The organism is Mesorhizobium sp. M7A.F.Ca.MR.176.00.0.0 (genome assembly GCF_004023165.1).
Classification (GTDB): domain Bacteria; phylum Pseudomonadota; class Alphaproteobacteria; order Rhizobiales; family Rhizobiaceae; genus Mesorhizobium.
This window is the reverse complement of sequence record NZ_RZTC01000017.1, coordinates 1-17,684: the sequence shown is the minus strand read 5'-3', so window position 1 is coordinate 17,684 and position 17,684 is coordinate 1. Positions and strand designations below refer to the sequence as shown.

The window sequence follows — 17,684 nt, the reverse complement described above, 5'->3', positions numbered from 1 at the left end:
GCCCAGATGTACACGATGGGCACGCTTCTTCGCCACGGCTCGGAAGCGCAGAAGCAGCGATACCTACCAAAGATCTCCACGGGAGAACTGCGCCTGCAGGCATTCGGCGTCACGGAACCGACCAGCGGGACCGACACGGGGGCGCTCAAGACCACTGCTCGCCTCGACGGCGATCATTTCGTGGTCAAGGGCCAGAAGATCTGGACCAGCCGCGCCGAGCATTCGGATCTGATGCTGCTGCTGGCGCGGACCACGCCGCTGAAGGACGGCATGAAAAAGACCGACGGCCTCTCCGTCCTCATCGTCGACATGCGCGAAGCCGTCGGCAACGGCCTCACAATCCGGCCGATCCGCACCATGATGAACCATGCCACCACCGAGGTCTTCTTCGACGATCTGCGCGTACCCGCCGAAAACCTGATCGGCGAAGAGGGGAAGGGATTCCGCTACATCCTCTCGGGCATGAACGCCGAGCGCATCCTGATATCAGCCGAATGCGTCGGCGACGCGAAATGGTTCATCGAAAAGGCAAGCACCTACGCAAAGGAGCGGCATGTGTTTGGCCGGGCGATCGGCCAGAACCAGGGCATCCAGTTTCCGATCGCAAGGGCCTACGCCAACATGCGCGCGGCCGAACTGATGGTGCGCGAGGCGCTGAACCTCTACGAGGCCGGCAAGAACCCCGGATCCGAAGCGAACATGGCCAAGATGCTGGCGGCCGACGCTTCGAACGAAGCCGCCAATGTCTGCATCCAGACTTATGGCGGGTTCGGTTTCGCGGAAGAGTACGATGTCGAGCGCAAGTTCCGCGAGACGCGTCTCTATCAGGTCGCGCCGATCTCGACCAACCTCATCCTGTCATACCTTTCCGAGCACGTGCTTGGACTGCCGCGTTCCTACTAGGAGTCGTCCGTGAACGTCCTCATCGTCTATGCACACCCGGAAGCAAAATCCTTCAACGGCGCCATGAAGGATCTGGCCGTGGAAACCTTGACCCGCGCAGGCCACGATGTAGTCGTCAGCGACCTCTATGCGATGGGCTTCAATCCTGTCGCAGGGCCGGGCGACGTATCGGGCGAGCGTAACGATCCGGACTTCTTCAGCCTGCCGCGTGAACAGACCGCCGCCTACGAGGCCGGCGCACTGTCGGCCGATATCAGTGCAGAGATCGAAAAGGTGAAGCGGGCGGACTTCGTGCTGTTCCAGTTCCCGGTCTGGTGGTTCGGAATGCCAGCAATGCTCAAGGGCTGGGCCGATCGCGTCTTCGCGCGCGGTTTCGCCTATCTGCCGGGCCGCAAATACGACACCGGCATGTTCAGGGGAAAGCTCGCCATGGTGGCCGCCACCACGGGCACGTCGGCCGACACCTACGCGCCCGATGGCATCGACGGCGACATCCTCACGGTGCTGTGGCCGATCCACAATGGTCTGCTGCGCTATTCCGGCTTCGACGTGCTGCCGCCCTTCGTCGCCTACATGCCGGGCCGCGTCGGCGACGATGGCCGCAAGGCCTATCTGGACGCCTACCGCAAGAGGCTCGAGGACATTGATGGCACGCCGCATCTGTTCTTCCACGCAGCCGAGGACTACGGCAAGAACGAGCGGCTGAAGCCTGGCGTGCTGGCGCGCTCGGGAGTGCAGCGCAATGTCTGACGCCCGCCCGCTGGAGGGCCTGTTTGTCGTTTCGATCGAGCAGGCCGTCGCCGCTCCGCTCTGCACGGTCCGCCTTGCCGATGCCGGCGCACGCGTCGTGAAGATCGAGCGTCCGGAAGGCGAAACCGCGCGTCATTACGATTCCGCAGTGGAAGGCATGTCGGCTTACTTCGTCTGGCTCAACCGCGGCAAGGAGAGCGCGGTGCTCGACCTGAAGAGTGAGCACGACCTGGCTCTCCTGCACCGGATGGTCGCGCGCGCCGACGTCCTCGTGCAGAATCTCGTGCCGGGCGCCATCGACAGGCTCGGCCTCTCGGCCGATACAATTGCGAAAGAGTTTCCTCGGCTGATAGCCATCAACATCGTCGGCTACGGGCAGGACACGCCCTACGCGGCCATGCGCGCCTACGACATGCTGGTGCAGGCCGAAAGCGGCATCTGCGCCGTTACCGGCACGCCGGACACGCCAAGCAAAATCGGGGTTTCCGCCGCCGACATCGCCACCGGCATGAATGCCCATGCAGCGATCCTCGAAGCCTTGCTGGCGCGCCAGAAGACCGGGCGCGGCCGCATTGTCGAGATTGCCATGTTCGACGCCATGGCCGACTGGATGACCGTGCCGCTGCTGCACTACGAATATGCGGGCCGCGAGACGCAGAGATATGGCCTGGCGCATGCTTCGATCTACCCCTATCGACCTTATGCCTGTCGGGATGGCAGCGTGGTCGTGTCCATCCAGCAGAACAATGAATGGAAGCGCTTCTGCACGCTCGTGCTGCAAAGGCAGGATCTGTTCGCCGACGAACGCTTCGCCACCAATACCTGGCGGGTTGCCAACCGCACGGCGCTCGACGCCGAGATCGAACCGATCTTCGGGGCAATCGACTGCGACGAGGCCATAAGCCGTCTCGACGAGGCGCAGATCGCCTGGGGCCGGGTGAGTGCAATGCGCGACCTGCCGCACCACAAGGCGCTCCGCCGGACGGAGGTGGCACTGCCGGACGGCAAGCGCATCGCAGTACCCAAGCCGGCAGGGCGGCCGGAGGGATTTGCAACGGTTCCAAGCGTCCCCGCGCTTGGCGCCGATACGGACCGGATCCGGTCCGAATTCGCCGCCTGACGAGGACCTCATGAGCCTGGACACAAGCACACTGCAGGAATGGGTTGGACGCACGCACGAGGTCGAGGATGTTGTGACCCCGCGCCTGCTGGCCAGCTTTGGCGCCACGCTTGGGGACCACGCGGCGCAGACTGCCGAGGGCGCGGCCGCGCCCGGACTGCATTGGTGCCTGACACCCGACATTGCCGCCATGCGAGAACTCGGACCTGACGGGCACCCGGCCAAAGGCGGCTTCCTGCCGCCGGTGCCGCTTCCGCGTCGCATGTGGGCTGCCAGCGACGTGCGTTTCATGGCGCCGATCCGCTCTGGCGACCGCATCCGCCGCCGCTCGACATTGGCCGCCATCGAGGAGAAGCAGGGCCGCTCCGGCCCGCTCACCTTCGTCACGGTCCGGCACGACATCGCCAACGATTCCGGTCCGGTCATCGAGGAGGACCAGATCATCGTCTATCGCGGCGCCGAAGCCGCTGCTGCGTCCCCTGCCCCGCCGGCCAATTCGCCCCTGGCCGCATCGCACGAGCGCACGATCGACATCGATCCCGTGCTGCTCTTTCGATATTCCGCGCTGACGTTCAACGGGCATCGCATCCACTACGACACGCCCTATGCCACGGGGGTCGAGCACTATCCCGGGCTCGTCATCCATGGCCCGCTGCAGGCGACGCTGCTGATGAACTTCGCCACCGCCATTGTCGGTCAGTCGCCGCGCCGTTTCTCATTCCGCGGCGTCCATCCGGCGAGCGGCCCACAGCGCCTGCTTCTGAGCGCAACATCCCCAGGCCAGGACGGCATGGCTCTCGAGGCACGGTCGTCCGACGGCCATGTGACGGTGAAAGCCACGGCGCAATGGTGAGCTTCGTCACGCCTGTCGTGCCGCTATTCGTGCCGGGCTCACGTCCTGAGCGGTTTGCCAAAGCCGACAGCAGCGGCGCGGACGCAGTCGTTCTAGACCTCGAGGATGCTGTCGCCCCTGGCGACAAGGACCGCGCTCGGGAAGCGGTCGTTGCTCATGCAGCCGCGCTGAAATCCGCGGTCGTGGTCCGCATCAATGCCGCGGGAACACCCTGGCACGAAGCGGACATCGACGCCCTGCGGCGCCTCGACGGCGTCTCCGTCATGCTGCCCAAGGCCGAACGTCCGGAAGACATTGCCGATATGGCCAGGCACATGGCACGCAGCGTTTGCGTCATCGCGCTGGTCGAGAGCGCCGTCGGTCTCGCCAACTTGCCGGACATATTGGCCATGCCCAACGTCGTTGCCGTCGCCTTCGGCTCGGTCGACTTCTCGCTCGATCTCGGTTGCGCGCATGATCGACTGACCTTGCTTGCGGCCTGCAACGAAATCGTCTGGCGCTCGCGCGCGGCTGGCCGTGCCGCGCCGATCGACGGCGTAACGACCGACCTGAACAGTCCCGAAATCACCGAGGATGACGCCCGCCACGCCATGAAGATGGGTTTTGGCGGCAAGATGGCCATCCATCCGAGGCAGATCGAGCCGATTCGCAATGGCTTTCGCCCGAGCGATAGTGACATCGCATGGGCACGCGACATCATTGGCGCGGCCTCATCAGGCGAAGTCAGCCTGGTGAAAGGCGAGATGGTGGATCGACCGGTCGTCGAACGTGCAAGGCAGGTCCTGCGCCGGGCCGCTTTGGTCTGAAGGGCATGCAGAGGAGAAGCAACCGATGAGCACGGACACCGCCGATTGGCCGACCGCCAGGCTCTGCGCCTTCATTGCCGAACTCGACTTCGAACAGATCCCGCCGCGCGTCGTTCATTTCGCGCAAGGACTGATGATCGACTGGCTCGGCTCGGCGCTGGCCGGCAAGGGCGCGCACCAGGTCGAGATGATCGACGGCTTTGCGCGTGCCATGGGGCCGGCGGACGGCCCAAGCACCATCATCCCGACGCGGCGGCGCACAAGCCCCTACTTCGCAGCGATGGTCAATGCGGCGGCCTCCCATGTCGTGGAACAGGACGACGTTCACAACGGCTCGGTCTTTCACCCGGCGGCGGTGATCTTTCCGGCCGTTTTGGCGGTTGCGGAGGCTGAGGGGAAGACCGGCCGCGAAGTGCTGACTGCCTGCATCGCCGGCTATGAAGTGGGCATCCGCGTGGGAGAATTCCTCGGACGCTCGCACTACGAGATATTCCACACCACCGGCACGGCTGGCGCAGTGGCAGCAGCCGCGGCGGTCGGCAGGTTGATCGGGTTGGACGCAGCCGGGCTCAACCATGCTGTCGGCTCGGCCGGTACGCAGGCGGCAGGTCTCTGGGAATTTCTGCGTGACGCTGCCGATTCCAAGCAACTCCATACCGCGCGAGCGGCCGCCAACGGTCTGTTCGCTGCCTATCTGGCGCGCGATGGCTTCAAGGGCGCCGCGCGGATCCTCGAAGGCCAGCAAGGAATGGCTGCCGGAATGTCCAGCGACGCCGATCCGGCCCGCCTGACGGACGGGCTCGGCAGCCGTTGGGCAACCGAGGAGACCTCCTTCAAATGGCACGCAGCCTGCCGGCACACTCATCCGGCCGCCGACGCGCTGCAGTCTCTCATGCGCCGCGAAGGGCTCGGTCCGGACGACATCACCGGCGTGGTGACCCATGTCCATCAGGGAGCCATCGATGTCCTGGGCGCGGTGGTCACTCCGCAAACCGTCCACCAGGCGAAGTTCTCCATGGGCACGGTTTTGGGGCTGATCGCCGTTCACGGCGTCGCTGACCTCGATGCTTTCGAACACCATGCACTTGCCGACACCCGCGTCGCCCGTTTCCGCGCGAAGGTGCATATGGAACGCGACGCCGAGGTCGACACCCTTTATCCCAAGCAGTGGGTCGGCAAGGTGAGCGTCACGACGGTTGACGGCCGCAAATTCAATGCCCGCGTCGACGAGCCCAAGGGAGATCCCGGCAACACCCTTTCGAAACAGGAACTGGAAGCCAAGGCCATACGCCTCGCCGAATTCCGAGGCGGCGCCACCGCTGACGAGATGCGTCGCTGCATAGCCCGCATCTGGAGGCTCGGTCAGCCCGGGAGCACGGCGGAAATATTTGCTGAGAGTTAGCCCGCTGTCGCGCCGAAGGACTGCACCCGCCCGAAACGGATGGAACGAGCGCATTGCGGGCAGTTCGATTCCTTTCGCGCCGCCCTATGTTGCAAAGCAGTTTGATCGGCAGTCCTCGGGAGCCCATCATAAATCAATGAATTCAACGAGATCGACGGAGACTCGCCAACCTGATTTTGGCTAACCGAGGCAAATAAAAAACGATAACTTATTGATAAATAGCGATAATGGTGGGCCCGGAGGGACTCGAACCCCCAACCAAGCGGTTATGAGCCGCCGGCTCTAACCATTGAGCTACAGGCCCCACGCGGGCTGGATTAATGTTTTTCGCATCGCGGCACAAGGCTTTCCCCGACGGGCTTCCGCAGATCGCCCAAATCAACCCATAATCGCGCTCTACGCGACCCCTTGCGACTTGATCGCAGACCAAGGAGATTTTCATGACCAGACATCTTTTGCCTCTCGCGCTCGCCACTGCAATCGCTTTTCCGGCGATGGCTGGAGCCGCCGATCTGCCGACGCCGCCCCGCATCATCGTGTCGGGCGAAGGCGAAGCAACCGTAGCCCCCGATCTGGCGGTCCTGACGCTGAGCGTCATGCGCGAGGCCAAAACCGCGCGCGCCGCGCTCGATGCCAATAATGACGCCATGGCCGCCGTGATCGCGGCGATGAAGTCCGCCGGCATCAAGGACCGCGATCTGCAGACCGCTGGCATCCAGATTAACCCGCGCTACAACTACACCAACAAGCCGGACGGCAGTCAGGAAGCCGAACTCGTCGCCTACCAGGTGACCAACACGCTTTCGGTGCGGGTGCGCGACGTCGACAAGACAGGCGAGGTCCTCGACAAGGCGGTGTCGCTGGGCGTCAATCAGGGCGGCGGCATTGCCTTCACCAATGACAACCCGGCAGCCACGGTCACCGAGGCGCGCAAGAAGGCGGTCGCCGACGCCATGGCCAAGGCCAAGACGCTGGCCGAAGCCGCCGGCGTCAGCCTGGGCCGGGTGCTCGAGATCACAGACCAGAACATCAGGCCGGCGCCGATGCCGATCAATGCCAAAGCCTTCGATGCCGCGGGCGGCGCGGCTCCGGTACAGGCCGGTGAGAACGCCTACAATGTGCAGGTCACCGTCACCTTCGAACTGAAATAAGCGGCTCTGACGATCCGTGGCTGAGCCTGGCCACGGCAATCATCAACCAATGGCGTGCATGAAAAACCCGCGGGATTGCTCCCGCGGGTTTTTTCGAGCCACACCCCTCAAACGGAAAGGGGCTCGGCTAGTCCAGACCAATCTTCGCAGAAGATCGCGTCTCCCGGCATGATCTTCGTAGAAGATCATGCCGCCGGCTGATCCTTGCAGAGGATCATGCCTCTTGATCGGCCAAACCCGAGCTTAGCGATAGATGACCGGGCAGCCGCGCTCATTGGCGAACACGACGACGACGCGGTCGCCATCCTGGCGGCCCGCCACTTTCACCGTACGACGGCTGACGTCGACGATCCGGACGCGGTGGAGGCCCATGCGTTCGGCCTTGTCGAGGGCGCGGTCCGGCGAGCAGCCACGGCGCCAGTTGCCACGGCGCTCGTCACGGCGATGGCGATAACCGTCGTCACCGGTATAGACGCCGAAACGCGGATCGTTGTTGTTGCCGAAGCCGAGATAGAGGCTGTCGGCGTGAGCGGGAACGGCCGCCAGCGTGCCGAGACCGACCAGGGCCGAAAGGGCTGCCGTCTTGATCGTGTTGAACATCGTCTTCTCTCCTTTTTGCGGGCCTTCGCCCGTCCTCGTGAACCGATGGTCGGAGAATGCGCCTGCCTGTCTGAACTCTTTACGAACCTGCCGTTCATCTCCGGTTCATATGGCGGGAAAAAGGAAAGTTCCGGCCATTCGCCATCGTCCCCAGCCCTCGGTGAAGGGCAGAACGCCTGACCCGGCGCCCGGTTCCGACCCCGCGGATTGGCCGAATGTCTTCAAACGCGAGGCTCTTGCTCACCGACGCTGGTCCTACGGCTCCTCGTCCAGTACATAGTCAAGATAGTCTTCCGGCTCGGCAAGATCGGTTTCGCTCGCCTTGACCCGGCCGCGCATCGAGATGCCGGCTTCATGCACGGTCTCGGCGCTGCCCGACACCAGCCGGTGCCACCAGTAGAGGTCGCGGCCCTCGGCCACCAGCCGATAGGCGCAGGTGCTGGGCAGCCAACTGATGGTTCGCACATTCTGTGGCGTCAGCCCGACGCAGTCGGGAACGCGCGCCAGCCGGTTGACGTAGTCCGAACAGCGGCAGGTCTCGGCATCGAACAGCCGACAGCCGACGCTGGTCCAGTATATCTCGCCGGTGTCCTCGTCCTCAAGCTTCGAAAGGCAGCATTTACCGCAGCCGTCGCACAGCGATTCCCACTCGGCCGGGCTCATCGCCTCCAGCGCCTTGGTTTTCCAGAATGGCGTTTCCATTTCCGGGATGTGGCCCCAGCCGCGGGCAAGGTCAAGCGCGGCAATGGTCGCAATTGCGGCTATCGCCAGGTGAATGACATGAAGTTGCCTTCAAAAGGTCGGTCAATCGCCCCGTACGGCCTCTATCCGTGCCAGACTGGAACCAATCGGCACAAGATCGGTTTCGGCAAGGATGGGACCCCACAAGGAGAATTTCGATGAAACGCCAACCACGGATTCTGGCAGGCACGGCACTCGGCCTGCTTATGGCATCCGCGCCGTTGGGCGCGTTCCCGCTTCAGGGAAGTGTCGCGTCCGGCCTTGCCCAGCGCACGGCAGCCCCATTCATCCTGGCGCAAGCAGCATGTGCCGAAGGCGAAGCCTGCGCACAACAGCAGCAGGCGGAACCCGAACAGAAGCGCGAGCGCAAGAAGGCCGAGCCTGAACAGCAGGCCGCGCCTGCCCAGAGCGAACAGCCCGCCGAGGAGCAGCAGCCACGCCGGAAGAAGCGCGACCAGCAGCAGCAGGCTGAGCAGGCGCCGGCCGAACAGGCCGCTCCAGCCGAGGAACAGCAGCCGCGCAGGAAGAAGCGCGACCAGCAGCAGCAGACCGAGCAGGCGCCGGCCGAACAGGCAGCGCCAGCCGAGGAACAGCAGCCACGCCGGAAGAAGCGCGACCAGCAGCAGCAGACCGAACAGGCGCCGGCCGAACAGGCAGCGCCAGCCGAGGAACAGCAGCCGCGCAGGAAGAAGCGCGACCAGCAGCAGCAGACCGAGCAGGCGCCGGCCACCCAGGCGGAACCGGCCAACGACAATCAGCCCGGCGAGCAGGCCAAGCCGCGCAAGAAGAACAGGCAGGACCAGCAGGCCCAACCTGAAGTCGCCCCGGCACCGAAAGAGGCTCCCGCTGGAGAGGCGACGGCCCCTGCCGGCGAACAGCCCGCGGCCCAGGGCGAGCAGCCCCAGGACACGACGAAGAAGCGTGTCAGGAAACCTGTTGGCGAGCAGCCGGCCACAGCCGAACAGCCAGCCACCGGCGAACAACCGGCCAATGGTCAGACGGCAGCACCGGCACAGGGCGAAAACCCGGTGCAAGGCGAAGCACCGGCCGATCCAAACGCCGCTCCCATCCTGGACAGCCAGAAGGACGCCGAACGCAGAGGCGGCCGCAAGCAGGGCGACAAGATCGTCCCCCAGGATGGCGAGCAGCAGAATGGCGGGCAAAATGCCCAGCAAGGTGGCGATCAAGGCCGTAAGCCGGTGGCTGCTCCCATCGACCAAGGTCCGCCGCCCACCGACGACAGGGCCGCACAACAGGAGATCAAGCCCGAGAAGATCGCGCCGGTGACCGAGGAAAAGGGCACGCGCGTAGAGCGTGCGCCCGATGAGAACGTCCGTGACCGCCGGCGTCCGAAAGGCGTCGACGTCGTCAGGGAACTCGGCGACCGCGTCATCCTGCAGTTCAACAACCAGACATTCGTCGAGAGCAATGACGCCCCGCGCATGACCCGCGGCGCCAGGAACGTCTACTATGAGGATCTGTCGGGCGACCGCACCCGGGAAATCGTCGAGCGTGACAACGGTGTTCAGATCGTCACCATCCGCAACCGCTATGGCGACGTTATCCAGCGTTCGCGCATTGCGCCGGATGGACGCGAATATGTGCTGAGCTATGTCGATGAGCGGCACTATGAGGACGACAGCGACTGGCGCGATCCCGGCGATGATCTGCCGCCGATGCGGCTGACAATCCCGCGCGAGGAGTACATTCTGGACTCCGAGGATGTCGAAGATCCGGACGACTACTACACCTTCCTCGAACAGCCACCGGTGGAGAAGGTCCAGCGCCTCTACTCGATCGACGAGGTCAAACGTTCGGCCCGCGTGCGCGACATCGCACGGCGCGTCGATCTCGACACGCTCAACTTCGAATTCGGCTCGGCCTCGATCTCCGACACCGAGGTGCAGAAGCTCGAGGGCGTCGCGACGGCCATGGAGAAGCTGTTGAAGAAGAACCCTGCCGAGACCTTCCTGATCGAAGGTCACACCGACGCCGTCGGCACACCGGAGGCTAACCTGGCTCTTTCCGATCGCCGCGCAGAATCGGTGGCCGAGGCCTTGACCAACGCCTTCGGCATCCCGCCGGAGAACCTGACGACACAGGGCTATGGCGAGGAGTATCTGAAGGTCAATACGTCGGCGCCGAACCGCGAGAACCGGCGCGTCGGCATTCGCCGCATCACCTCGCTGGTGGCACCTGTGGCCAGCAACAATTAGGTCATGATTTCAAAACCATGACCCGGTTTGTGGAATCGGCACGAGAAACATCCATCCCCGGCACCGTCGGGGATGGATGGATGTGACGGGTTCAACAAGAATTGTACGGGCATTAGACACGGCTCATTGAATCGCGGGCCCAGCCACCCCAGATTCGGGGCTGGGCGTTCCCTGCCCCGTCCTGACTCCAGCGGGACGCATTGAACCCCGCCGGACCTTGTTCGGCGGGGTTTTTTGTCTTGCAAACGGTGGCGGCCTGGCCGAATACGGCCATTGTCTGAGAGATAACCAGCCGGAATCATCCCATGAAGCGTCTCGAACTCGCCATCGAATCGATCATTCTCGCTTCACGCTGGTTGCTCGTCGTTTTCTATATCGGCCTGGCCCTGGCATTGGCCGTCTATGCGCTGTCATTCGGCAAGAAGCTTTATGAGTTCATTACCCTGGCGTTCACGCTCGGTGACACCGACACTATCCTCAAGATGCTCGGCCTGATCGATGCCGCACTGGTTGCCTCGCTGGTGGTGATGGTCATCATCTCGGGCTACGAGAACTTCGTCAGCCGCTTCGACGACCAGGAGGGTGGCGTGCACTGGCTGGGCACCATCGATGTCGGCTCGCTGAAGGTCAAGGTTGCCTCGACTATCGTCGCCATCTCGTCCATCCACCTTTTGCAGGTGTTTTTGAACTCGTCGACCTACACGACCGACCAGCTGATGTGGCTGACCATCATCCATCTCGCCTTCGTCGTCTCGGCCCTCATGCTCGCCTATATCGACCGGCTGATGGGCCTCGGCAAAGGCAAGAAGGATGAGGCGTAAGCAAGCGCCTGCCGGACCTTGAATCACCCCGGCAGGGTTGGCGCCCTATCGCTTTGTGAGCAAGGCTTTGCCGTGGCTCAGCCACGGCGGATGGCTTAGCTCGACGCTCACAATGACGCGGATCTAGTAGATGCTCTTGATCTTGCTGTCCGTGCGGGCAAACACCTCGTCAGGGACAAAGAAATCTCCGGCCAGAGGCCCGGTCGCACCTGGCGCATAGGCTGAAAAGTCGCTGACGCCCTCGGCGCGCAGCACCTCCTCGTCGATGTAGAAATTACCTGTTGTCTCGCGCGCCGGCCGCATGAAGATGGCATGCGCGGCGTCGGCCATGATGTCGGGCAAACGGCTCATCGCCGCCACCGTCGCGCCGCCGAGCAGATTGCGCACCGCCGCCGTGTCGATGGTCGAGATCGGCCACAGTGAATTGACGGCGATGCCGTCCTTGGCGAACTCCGCACTCATGCCCAGCGTGCACATCGACATGCCGAACTTGGCCATGGTGTAGGCGACGTGGTTCCTGAACCACTTGGCCTTCATGTCGAGCGGCGGCGCCAGATTCAGGATGTGAGCATTTTGCGCCAACTTCAGGTGAGGAATGCACATTTTCGAGACCAGGAAGGTACCGCGCGTGTTGATCTGATGCATCAGGTCGTAGCGCTTCATGTCGGTCTCCAGCGTGCCGGTGAGTTGGATGGCGCTGGCATTGTTGACGCAGATGTCGATGCCGCCGAATTTCTCCACGGTCCTGGCGACCGCCTCGGCCACCTGCGCCTCCTCGCGGATGTCGCACAAAACAGGCAGCGCCTTGCCGCCAGCCTGCTCGATCTCTTCGGCAGCGCTATAAATCGTGCCCGGCAGCTTCGGATGCGGTTCGGCGGTCTTGGCCGCGATCGTCACATTGGCGCCGTCGCGCGCCGCGCGCAGCGCGATCGCCAGCCCGATGCCGCGCGACCCGCCGGAGATGAACAGCGTCTTTCCCTTGAGCGACATTTCCTTGCGCCTCCCTTGCAACACAACAGGCGCAAACCTTTGCGCGGCGGGCGACCGCAGCGCAAGACCCGACACGCTGGACACCGCGTTACGCAGCGTAGGGTTTATGACTAAACCAGCACCAACCCTTGGCGCATCGCAATGGCAATCGCATCGGTGCGGTTGGCCGCACCGAGCTTGATCAGGATTGCGGCGACATGGAACTTCGCGGTGTGCACCGAAATGTTCAGCCGCCGCGCAATCACCTTGTTTGGAGCGCCCTCGGCCAGCAGCGCCAACACTTCCGCCTCACGCGGCGACAGCGAAGGCCGGGCGGCATGCTCGTCGGAGGCCTCCTCCTCGAACGGCTCGCCATCGCCGGCACGGAAATCCTCATGGCGTCCGCTTCCGCGCTCGCCCGAGACGCGATAGCCGGCCGCGGCCAGCCGCGCCGCCGCGGCGATCAACAAATCCTCCGCGCCAGCGGACATCACGGCCAGCACCTCACCGGCGGGCCGCTCGCCGCCAGCGCGTCCGGTCAGCAGCACCCGTGGAATGAGGGCCGGCACGCCATCACCAATGCTGTCGTCAACGATGGCGACGTCGGCTCTTCCACCGCCAGCCACGACCGGCAGCAGGTCATCGCTCGCGGCCAGCGAGGCCGCCAGGCGCTCGGCGCGTGACGCATCGCCAAGCGCAATCAGCACCACCAGCCGCCGCGAGACGGCACCGTCATGCATGATCCTGTCGCTGGTGAGCGTGTCCATGGATGCCCTCAGCTCAGCGGCTTTTCGCCGATTGTCAGCACGACATCGCGCTGTTCGCCGCCGCGCACGACACCGAGCGTCACCGAAGAGCCGGCACTGTCGGGTCCGAGCCTGCGGATCAGGTCCCGCGGGCCGTGCACCGCCTCACCGTTCCACGCCACGATGATATCGCCAAGAGAGAGACCGGCGGTCTTCGCGGGACCATCGTCATCGAGACTCATCACCATCGCGCCCTGCGCGTCGCGGTCGCGTACCGGATGCAGGCCGGCGCCGAGATAGCCGCGCGCGACATGGCCCTTTTCGCGCAAGGTCGCGACCGCCCGCTCGATCGTCTCGTAAGGCATGACCAGCGCCCGGTGGCGCGGTCCGAACAACAGCATGCCGATCAGCGCACCCTTGGCGTCGAGAACCGGGCCGCCCTCGAAACGGCCGCCGGCGCCGACGGCAAGATTGATGCGCCGGTCGATGGTGCCGCCGCGCATCGAGCGCCAGGCCGGGCCGACTTCGCCCACCGAGCCCGAAACAGCCAAAGCCGAACCGTCGCTGCTGCCGATGGCAATGGCGATGTTGCCCGGCCGCACCGCATCGGCCTTGGCCAACGGCGCGGCGCTGACGGCCTCCGACGGCTTCAGCAGGGCAACACCGGTAGAAGGGTCGCGGCCAACCAGCTCGGCCTTCACCGTTTCCCCCGAGGCCAACACCAGTTCGATCTCCTCGCCGGCCTCGACAGCCTCTTCAGCGGTGACGAAATAGCCGTCACGCCAGTGGAAGGCGCTTGCCGTGCGGTGATGATGCGTGGCGAAGCCAGCCGTTGCCGGCGCGGCCTTGGCGGCGAGATCAGCGACGGCTTGCGAAAACGCGCTCAGATTGAAATCGCTCATAATGGTCTCCTGGGTTCATCCATGCCCCAGATATCGCTCGACAGCGCGTCCGCGGGTACTCGCCTGACGGCTAGTTGCCGGTTTGACTGGCCATCTGGTCAGGTCGCTGCGGTTCCAGCCGCTCCGCACATATAGTCACGATCAAGCCTGAACACACGGAGCCCTCCCATGGCCGTCGCCGTCGCCAAATTCCAAACCGATGACACGCTGCTCGACGCCTATTCGACGACGGTTGCCGATGCGGTCGACCGCATCGGTCCGGCCGTCTGCCGCATCGAGCGCGTTGGCGGTCAGGGCGGCCATGGCTCCGGCTTCGTCATTGCGCCGGACGGGCTGGTGGTCACCAACTTCCATGTCGTCGGTGATGCCAGGACGGTGCGCGTTTCGATGCCGGACGGCGCCTCGAGAGAAGGGCGTGTTCTTGGCCGCGACCCCGACACCGACATCGCGCTGGTGCGCGCCGACGGCAGCTTTGCCGACGTCGCACCGCTGGGCGATTCCAAACGGCTGCGGCGCGGCCAGATCGCCATTGCAATCGGCAACCCGCTCGGTTTCGAATGGACCGTCACCTCCGGCGTCGTCTCCGCGCTCGGCCGCTCGATGCGCGCCTCCACCGGCCGGCTGATCGACGACGTTATCCAGACCGACGCAGCGCTCAATCCCGGCAATTCCGGCGGACCGCTGGTGTCGTCGGCCGGCGAGGTCATCGGCGTCAACACCGCCATGATCCACGGCGCGCAAGGCATCGCCTTCGCTGTTGCCTCCAACACCGCCAATTTCGTCATTTCCGAGATCATCCGCTTCGGCCGCGTGCGCCGCGCCTTCATCGGCGTCTCGGCCGACACCGTCAATCTGCCGCGACGCGCCGCGCTCCTGTCGCAAGTGTCGACCAATACCGCGGTGCGGCTGCGCAGCGTCGAGAAGGATGGCCCGGCGGCCAAGGCCGGCTTGAAGGAGGGCGACATCATCGCCGCAATAGACGGCCGCCCGGTCACCGGCGTCGACGACCTGGTGCGCGTGCTCGACGCCGAGCGCATCGGCCGCGAGACACAATGCACCGTGGTGCGCCGCACCGGCGTCAGCCAGGTGACGGTGATGCCGGTTGCGCGAAGCTAGTGCAGTCGCCCAGAAGTGTGCCGCGGTTCTGGGACAACGACATGTATCAAAAGAAAGACTTTAAGGCCGCCGTTGCTCACTCCCCCTTCGAGGGAGCAACGGGGACATAGGCTCCCTTCAGGAGAGCTACGAGTTGCGCCTGATGATGCGTGCCTGTCTTGTCGAAGATACGACCAAGATACGTGCTGGCCGTGCGATAGGTGATGTTGGCGTTTGTCGCCGCCACACCAAGGCTATCCCCCGATGCCAATGCCGCTGCCAATCGCGCCTCGGCCGGCGAGAGGTCGAAAAGGCGCGTCAGGATGGTCGGCGAAGGCACCAGATTCGTCGGGTTGAGAGCCGTGGCTGCGATCAGTATGTCGGCGCCTGAGAGAAGTTCGTGCGCCAGACGGCGAAGAGGGATGAGGTGAACGATCATGGCCTCGCTAGTCTCGCTTGGCGCTATGGGCACGGAGCGACCCGACGCAGCGTCACCAGTCCCGCTTGCAATCGCCTGCTGAAACAACTTGTTTGCCTTGGCATCGGCAAGGGCGAGCCCATCACGGGCCGTCGGCACGAACACAAGGGGCAGAGCGTCAAGCAGTTGATTGGTCGCCAGAACGCGTCCCCTGCTCGTCATCACCGCGGCCGGCAGGCCGATCGCCGCAAGCGCCGTAGTCGTAGCGCGCGCTCGTTCCAGCCGCAGGCGCGCACCAATCAGGCCGGCGCGCGCCAAATGTGGCCTCATGCGGTTGAGCTGGTCCAATTCGTCTCGGGATGGCCGATCATTGGTCAGCCAACGCTCCATCGTAAACAACAGAACTTCGCCTGTAGGCAGGGATATGAACGTACCGACTTCGCCACCGATTCCCAATGGCAGCGTCCGGTCGAGCCGCGTCCGATTGTTCTCGAGCGCCTCCTTGGGGAAGTAGTCCGCGTCGTAGACGAATCCCGAGGGTGGGGGCAGCGTCAGCAGGAGTTGGGAGACACTGCTGCTCTTGAACCCGCCTTCCGCAGAGATGCCCTCCAGTCTCGGCCGGACCAGGTCCGACGCGAGAGCATCGGGTCCAGCCGGTCATCGAATAAACCCATACCGCCTCCGGCCGAGTTCGACAGTTCGCTCAACCTGTCGAAGACGTCTGGCCATAAATCGGGGACGAACGCCGCTTCATAAATTCGATCGACAAGATCTTCGGTCATTCAATGGTCCGCTCGCCACCTGCACTCGCATGATTGCATCGCACATCTGCTCAGAAATCAAACCTTTCTCGGCTTGGCAATTACCGGATGATCATAAATTGCGTAGGAAACAGCCAACACGAATATCGTTTAGGCGCCCACCGCCCCCTCCGCGTACTGCGCCAGAAACGCCTCGCTCGGCGGAATCGGCTTGATGACGTCGATCAGCACGCCATTGGGATCCCGCGTGACGAAATGGCGCTGGCCGAAGGGTTCGTCGCGTAGAGAGCGCAGGATCGGCAGCCCGGCCGCGACGGCCCGTTCATAGACCGCATCCGGGTCCCTCACCTCGAAGTTGATCAGCAGGCCCGACGCGCGGCCTCGCCCCTCTTCCGGGATCGTCTCATGATCGCCCTGGACGATGCCGAGATTGACTCTTCTGTCCTCCACCGATTGCAGATGCACATACCAGTCGCTTTCGAATAGCGGCTGGAAGCGAAAATGCTCGACATAGAACGCCGTCGTGCCGGCGACGTCGCCGGTCATCAGCACCGGGTAATAGCTCGTCGTCTTCATCTTTCCTTCTCCCGTCGATTAACATACAGTCTGCATGTAACTTACATTAACATACAGGCTGCATGTATGCAACGCGATTCCGCGCGTCGTTCCAACCGAGACCGCACCGAGGCGACGCGCGCCGACCTGATTGCCGCGGCACGAAAGCTGTTCACCGAAAAATCCTATGCCGAGACCAGCACGCCGGAGATCGTCGCTGCCGCCGGCGTGACGCGCGGCGCGCTCTATCATCACTTCGCCGACAAGCAGGCGCTGTTTGCCGCCGTGGTCGAGCAGGAGGCGATGGCGGTGGCTGAGGAGATCGAGCGCGCTTCGCCGCCATCGCTCAATGCCCGCGACGCACTGATTGCCGGTTCCGACGCCTATCTCGCCGCCATGCGCGCGCCCGGCCGCACGCGGCTGTTGCTGCTCGACGGCCCGGCCGTGCTTGGCCGCGCCGCCATGGAAGCGATCGACAACCGCCACGGCAACCGTTCGCTGCGCGAAGGGCTGGTCGCGGCGATGCGGGCGCAGACGATGACGAGATTGCCGGCCGACGCGCTGACCGCGCTGCTCGGCTCCGCCTTCGATCGTGCCGCCCTGGCCATCGAGGCCGGTGCGTCAGCTCAGGACTACCGCGCCGTGCTCATGGCACTGATCGATGGCCTGTCTCTTCCTCAGGCACCTCGCCCGGTTCGAACTCGTTGAAGCAGCCGAGCTGGCGCTTGAACTGGTCGATCAGCCAGGCCGCCGCGGGCTTCGGGCTGCGATCGTTGCGGTGCATGGCAAACAGCGGCGAACTCACCTCCCTGAAGGATTCGAGGTCGATTTCGACCAGCCGGCCACTCGCCAGGTCGTCTGCTATCAGCCAGCGC

Annotated in this window: 17 protein-coding genes, 1 tRNA gene and 2 pseudogenes (1 of these 20 running past the window's edge); 11 read left to right on the top strand and 9 right to left on the bottom strand. The window is 64.2% G+C overall.

Translation table 11 applies throughout. From position 1 onward, the window contains the following. The 6 genes and pseudogenes from EOB59_RS08375 to EOB59_RS08350 all read left to right on the top strand — a co-directional run. Nucleotides 1-903 (top strand): annotated as a pseudogene (locus tag EOB59_RS08375) (acyl-CoA dehydrogenase family protein); it begins 224 nt to the left of the window's first position. A 9-nt stretch (nt 904-912) separates the two neighbouring features. Then, nucleotides 913-1,653, top strand: coding sequence for an NAD(P)H-dependent oxidoreductase (locus tag EOB59_RS08370; protein ID WP_127318279.1), 741 nt, complete (start codon nt 913-915; stop codon nt 1,651-1,653). After that, complete coding sequence (locus EOB59_RS08365; RefSeq protein WP_128288146.1) at nt 1,646-2,773, top strand: CaiB/BaiF CoA-transferase family protein; 1,128 nt, start codon at nt 1,646-1,648, stop codon at nt 2,771-2,773. Before EOB59_RS08370 ends, EOB59_RS08365 begins: the two co-directional genes overlap by 8 nt. 10 nt (nt 2,774-2,783) lie before the next feature. Then, nucleotides 2,784-3,626: a MaoC family dehydratase N-terminal domain-containing protein gene (locus EOB59_RS08360; RefSeq protein ID WP_128288145.1), complete on the top strand. Its 843-nt coding sequence runs from the start codon at nt 2,784-2,786 to the stop codon at nt 3,624-3,626. Continuing rightward, nucleotides 3,620-4,432: a CoA ester lyase gene (locus tag EOB59_RS08355; RefSeq protein ID WP_127809632.1), complete on the top strand. Its 813-nt coding sequence runs from the start codon at nt 3,620-3,622 to the stop codon at nt 4,430-4,432. Before EOB59_RS08360 ends, EOB59_RS08355 begins: the two co-directional genes overlap by 7 nt. 25 nt (nt 4,433-4,457) lie before the next feature. Further along, nucleotides 4,458-5,834: an MmgE/PrpD family protein gene (locus EOB59_RS08350; RefSeq protein WP_127809631.1), complete on the top strand. Its 1,377-nt coding sequence runs from the start codon at nt 4,458-4,460 to the stop codon at nt 5,832-5,834. 228 nt (nt 5,835-6,062) lie between these two features. Here the strand turns inward: EOB59_RS08350 and EOB59_RS08345 are convergent. After that, nucleotides 6,063-6,138: transfer RNA gene (locus EOB59_RS08345), tRNA-Ile, on the bottom strand. Nucleotides 6,139-6,274: 136 nt separating this feature from the next. Between EOB59_RS08345 and EOB59_RS08340 the strand changes: the two genes are divergently transcribed. Further along, a complete protein-coding gene (locus tag EOB59_RS08340; RefSeq protein WP_128288144.1) occupies nt 6,275-6,985 on the top strand; it encodes an SIMPL domain-containing protein in 711 nt (236 codons plus the stop codon). A 243-nt stretch (nt 6,986-7,228) separates the two neighbouring features. On the opposite strand, the gene EOB59_RS08335 is transcribed toward EOB59_RS08340, so the two are convergent. Together EOB59_RS08335 and EOB59_RS08330 are read right to left on the bottom strand one after the other, a co-directional pair. Continuing rightward, nucleotides 7,229-7,585 carry a hypothetical protein gene (locus tag EOB59_RS08335; RefSeq protein WP_127269289.1) on the bottom strand — a complete coding sequence of 119 codons (357 nt, stop codon included), beginning with the start codon at nt 7,583-7,585 and terminating at the stop codon, nt 7,229-7,231. A 255-nt stretch (nt 7,586-7,840) separates the two neighbouring features. Next, on the bottom strand, nt 7,841-8,287 hold the full coding sequence (locus EOB59_RS08330) for a YcgN family cysteine cluster protein (protein WP_128288143.1): 447 nt from the start codon (nt 8,285-8,287) through the stop codon (nt 7,841-7,843). A 197-nt stretch (nt 8,288-8,484) separates the two neighbouring features. Here EOB59_RS08330 and EOB59_RS08325 point away from each other — a divergent pair, with 197 nt between their 5' ends. Both EOB59_RS08325 and EOB59_RS08320 read left to right on the top strand, forming a co-directional pair. Beyond that, complete coding sequence (locus tag EOB59_RS08325) at nt 8,485-10,542, top strand: OmpA family protein (RefSeq protein ID WP_128288142.1); 2,058 nt, start codon at nt 8,485-8,487, stop codon at nt 10,540-10,542. A 305-nt stretch (nt 10,543-10,847) separates the two neighbouring features. Next, nucleotides 10,848-11,363: a TIGR00645 family protein gene (locus EOB59_RS08320; protein ID WP_127269030.1), complete on the top strand. Its 516-nt coding sequence runs from the start codon at nt 10,848-10,850 to the stop codon at nt 11,361-11,363. Between the two features lie 123 nt (nt 11,364-11,486). On the opposite strand, the gene EOB59_RS08315 is transcribed toward EOB59_RS08320, so the two are convergent. The 3 genes from EOB59_RS08315 to EOB59_RS08305 all read right to left on the bottom strand — a co-directional run bounded on the left by EOB59_RS08315 (nt 11,487) and on the right by EOB59_RS08305 (nt 13,980). Next, nucleotides 11,487-12,353 (bottom strand): NAD(P)-dependent oxidoreductase, encoded by an 867-nt coding sequence (locus tag EOB59_RS08315; protein WP_127269031.1) that lies wholly within the window; start codon nt 12,351-12,353, stop codon nt 11,487-11,489. 110 nt (nt 12,354-12,463) lie between these two features. Then, nucleotides 12,464-13,099 carry a helix-turn-helix transcriptional regulator gene (locus tag EOB59_RS08310; RefSeq protein ID WP_127269032.1) on the bottom strand — a complete coding sequence of 212 codons (636 nt, stop codon included), beginning with the start codon at nt 13,097-13,099 and terminating at the stop codon, nt 12,464-12,466. Nucleotides 13,100-13,107: 8 nt separating this feature from the next. Further along, on the bottom strand, nt 13,108-13,980 hold the full coding sequence (locus EOB59_RS08305; protein ID WP_128288141.1) for a S1C family serine protease: 873 nt from the start codon (nt 13,978-13,980) through the stop codon (nt 13,108-13,110). A gap of 168 nt (nt 13,981-14,148) precedes the next feature. Between EOB59_RS08305 and EOB59_RS08300 the strand changes: the two genes are divergently transcribed. Further along, the gene (locus EOB59_RS08300) at nt 14,149-15,096 is read left to right on the top strand and encodes a trypsin-like peptidase domain-containing protein (protein ID WP_127270143.1); all 948 of its coding nucleotides are present in this window, start codon (nt 14,149-14,151) and stop codon (nt 15,094-15,096) included. Between the two features lie 76 nt (nt 15,097-15,172). Here the strand turns inward: EOB59_RS08300 and EOB59_RS08295 are convergent, their stop codons facing one another. Next, nucleotides 15,173-15,811: a hypothetical protein gene (locus tag EOB59_RS08295; RefSeq protein ID WP_145967611.1), complete on the bottom strand. Its 639-nt coding sequence runs from the start codon at nt 15,809-15,811 to the stop codon at nt 15,173-15,175. A 593-nt stretch (nt 15,812-16,404) separates the two neighbouring features. Next, nucleotides 16,405-16,830: a VOC family protein gene (locus EOB59_RS08290; protein ID WP_128288140.1), complete on the bottom strand. Its 426-nt coding sequence runs from the start codon at nt 16,828-16,830 to the stop codon at nt 16,405-16,407. Between the two features lie 66 nt (nt 16,831-16,896). On the opposite strand from EOB59_RS08290, the gene EOB59_RS08285 reads away from it, so the two are divergent. Continuing rightward, complete coding sequence (locus EOB59_RS08285; RefSeq protein ID WP_127396638.1) at nt 16,897-17,517, top strand: TetR/AcrR family transcriptional regulator; 621 nt, start codon at nt 16,897-16,899, stop codon at nt 17,515-17,517. Here EOB59_RS08285 and EOB59_RS08280 read toward each other — a convergent pair. Further along, nucleotides 17,456-17,684 (bottom strand): annotated as a pseudogene (locus EOB59_RS08280) (LysR substrate-binding domain-containing protein); the annotation flags it as partial. The gene EOB59_RS08285 and the pseudogene EOB59_RS08280 overlap by 62 nt on opposite strands.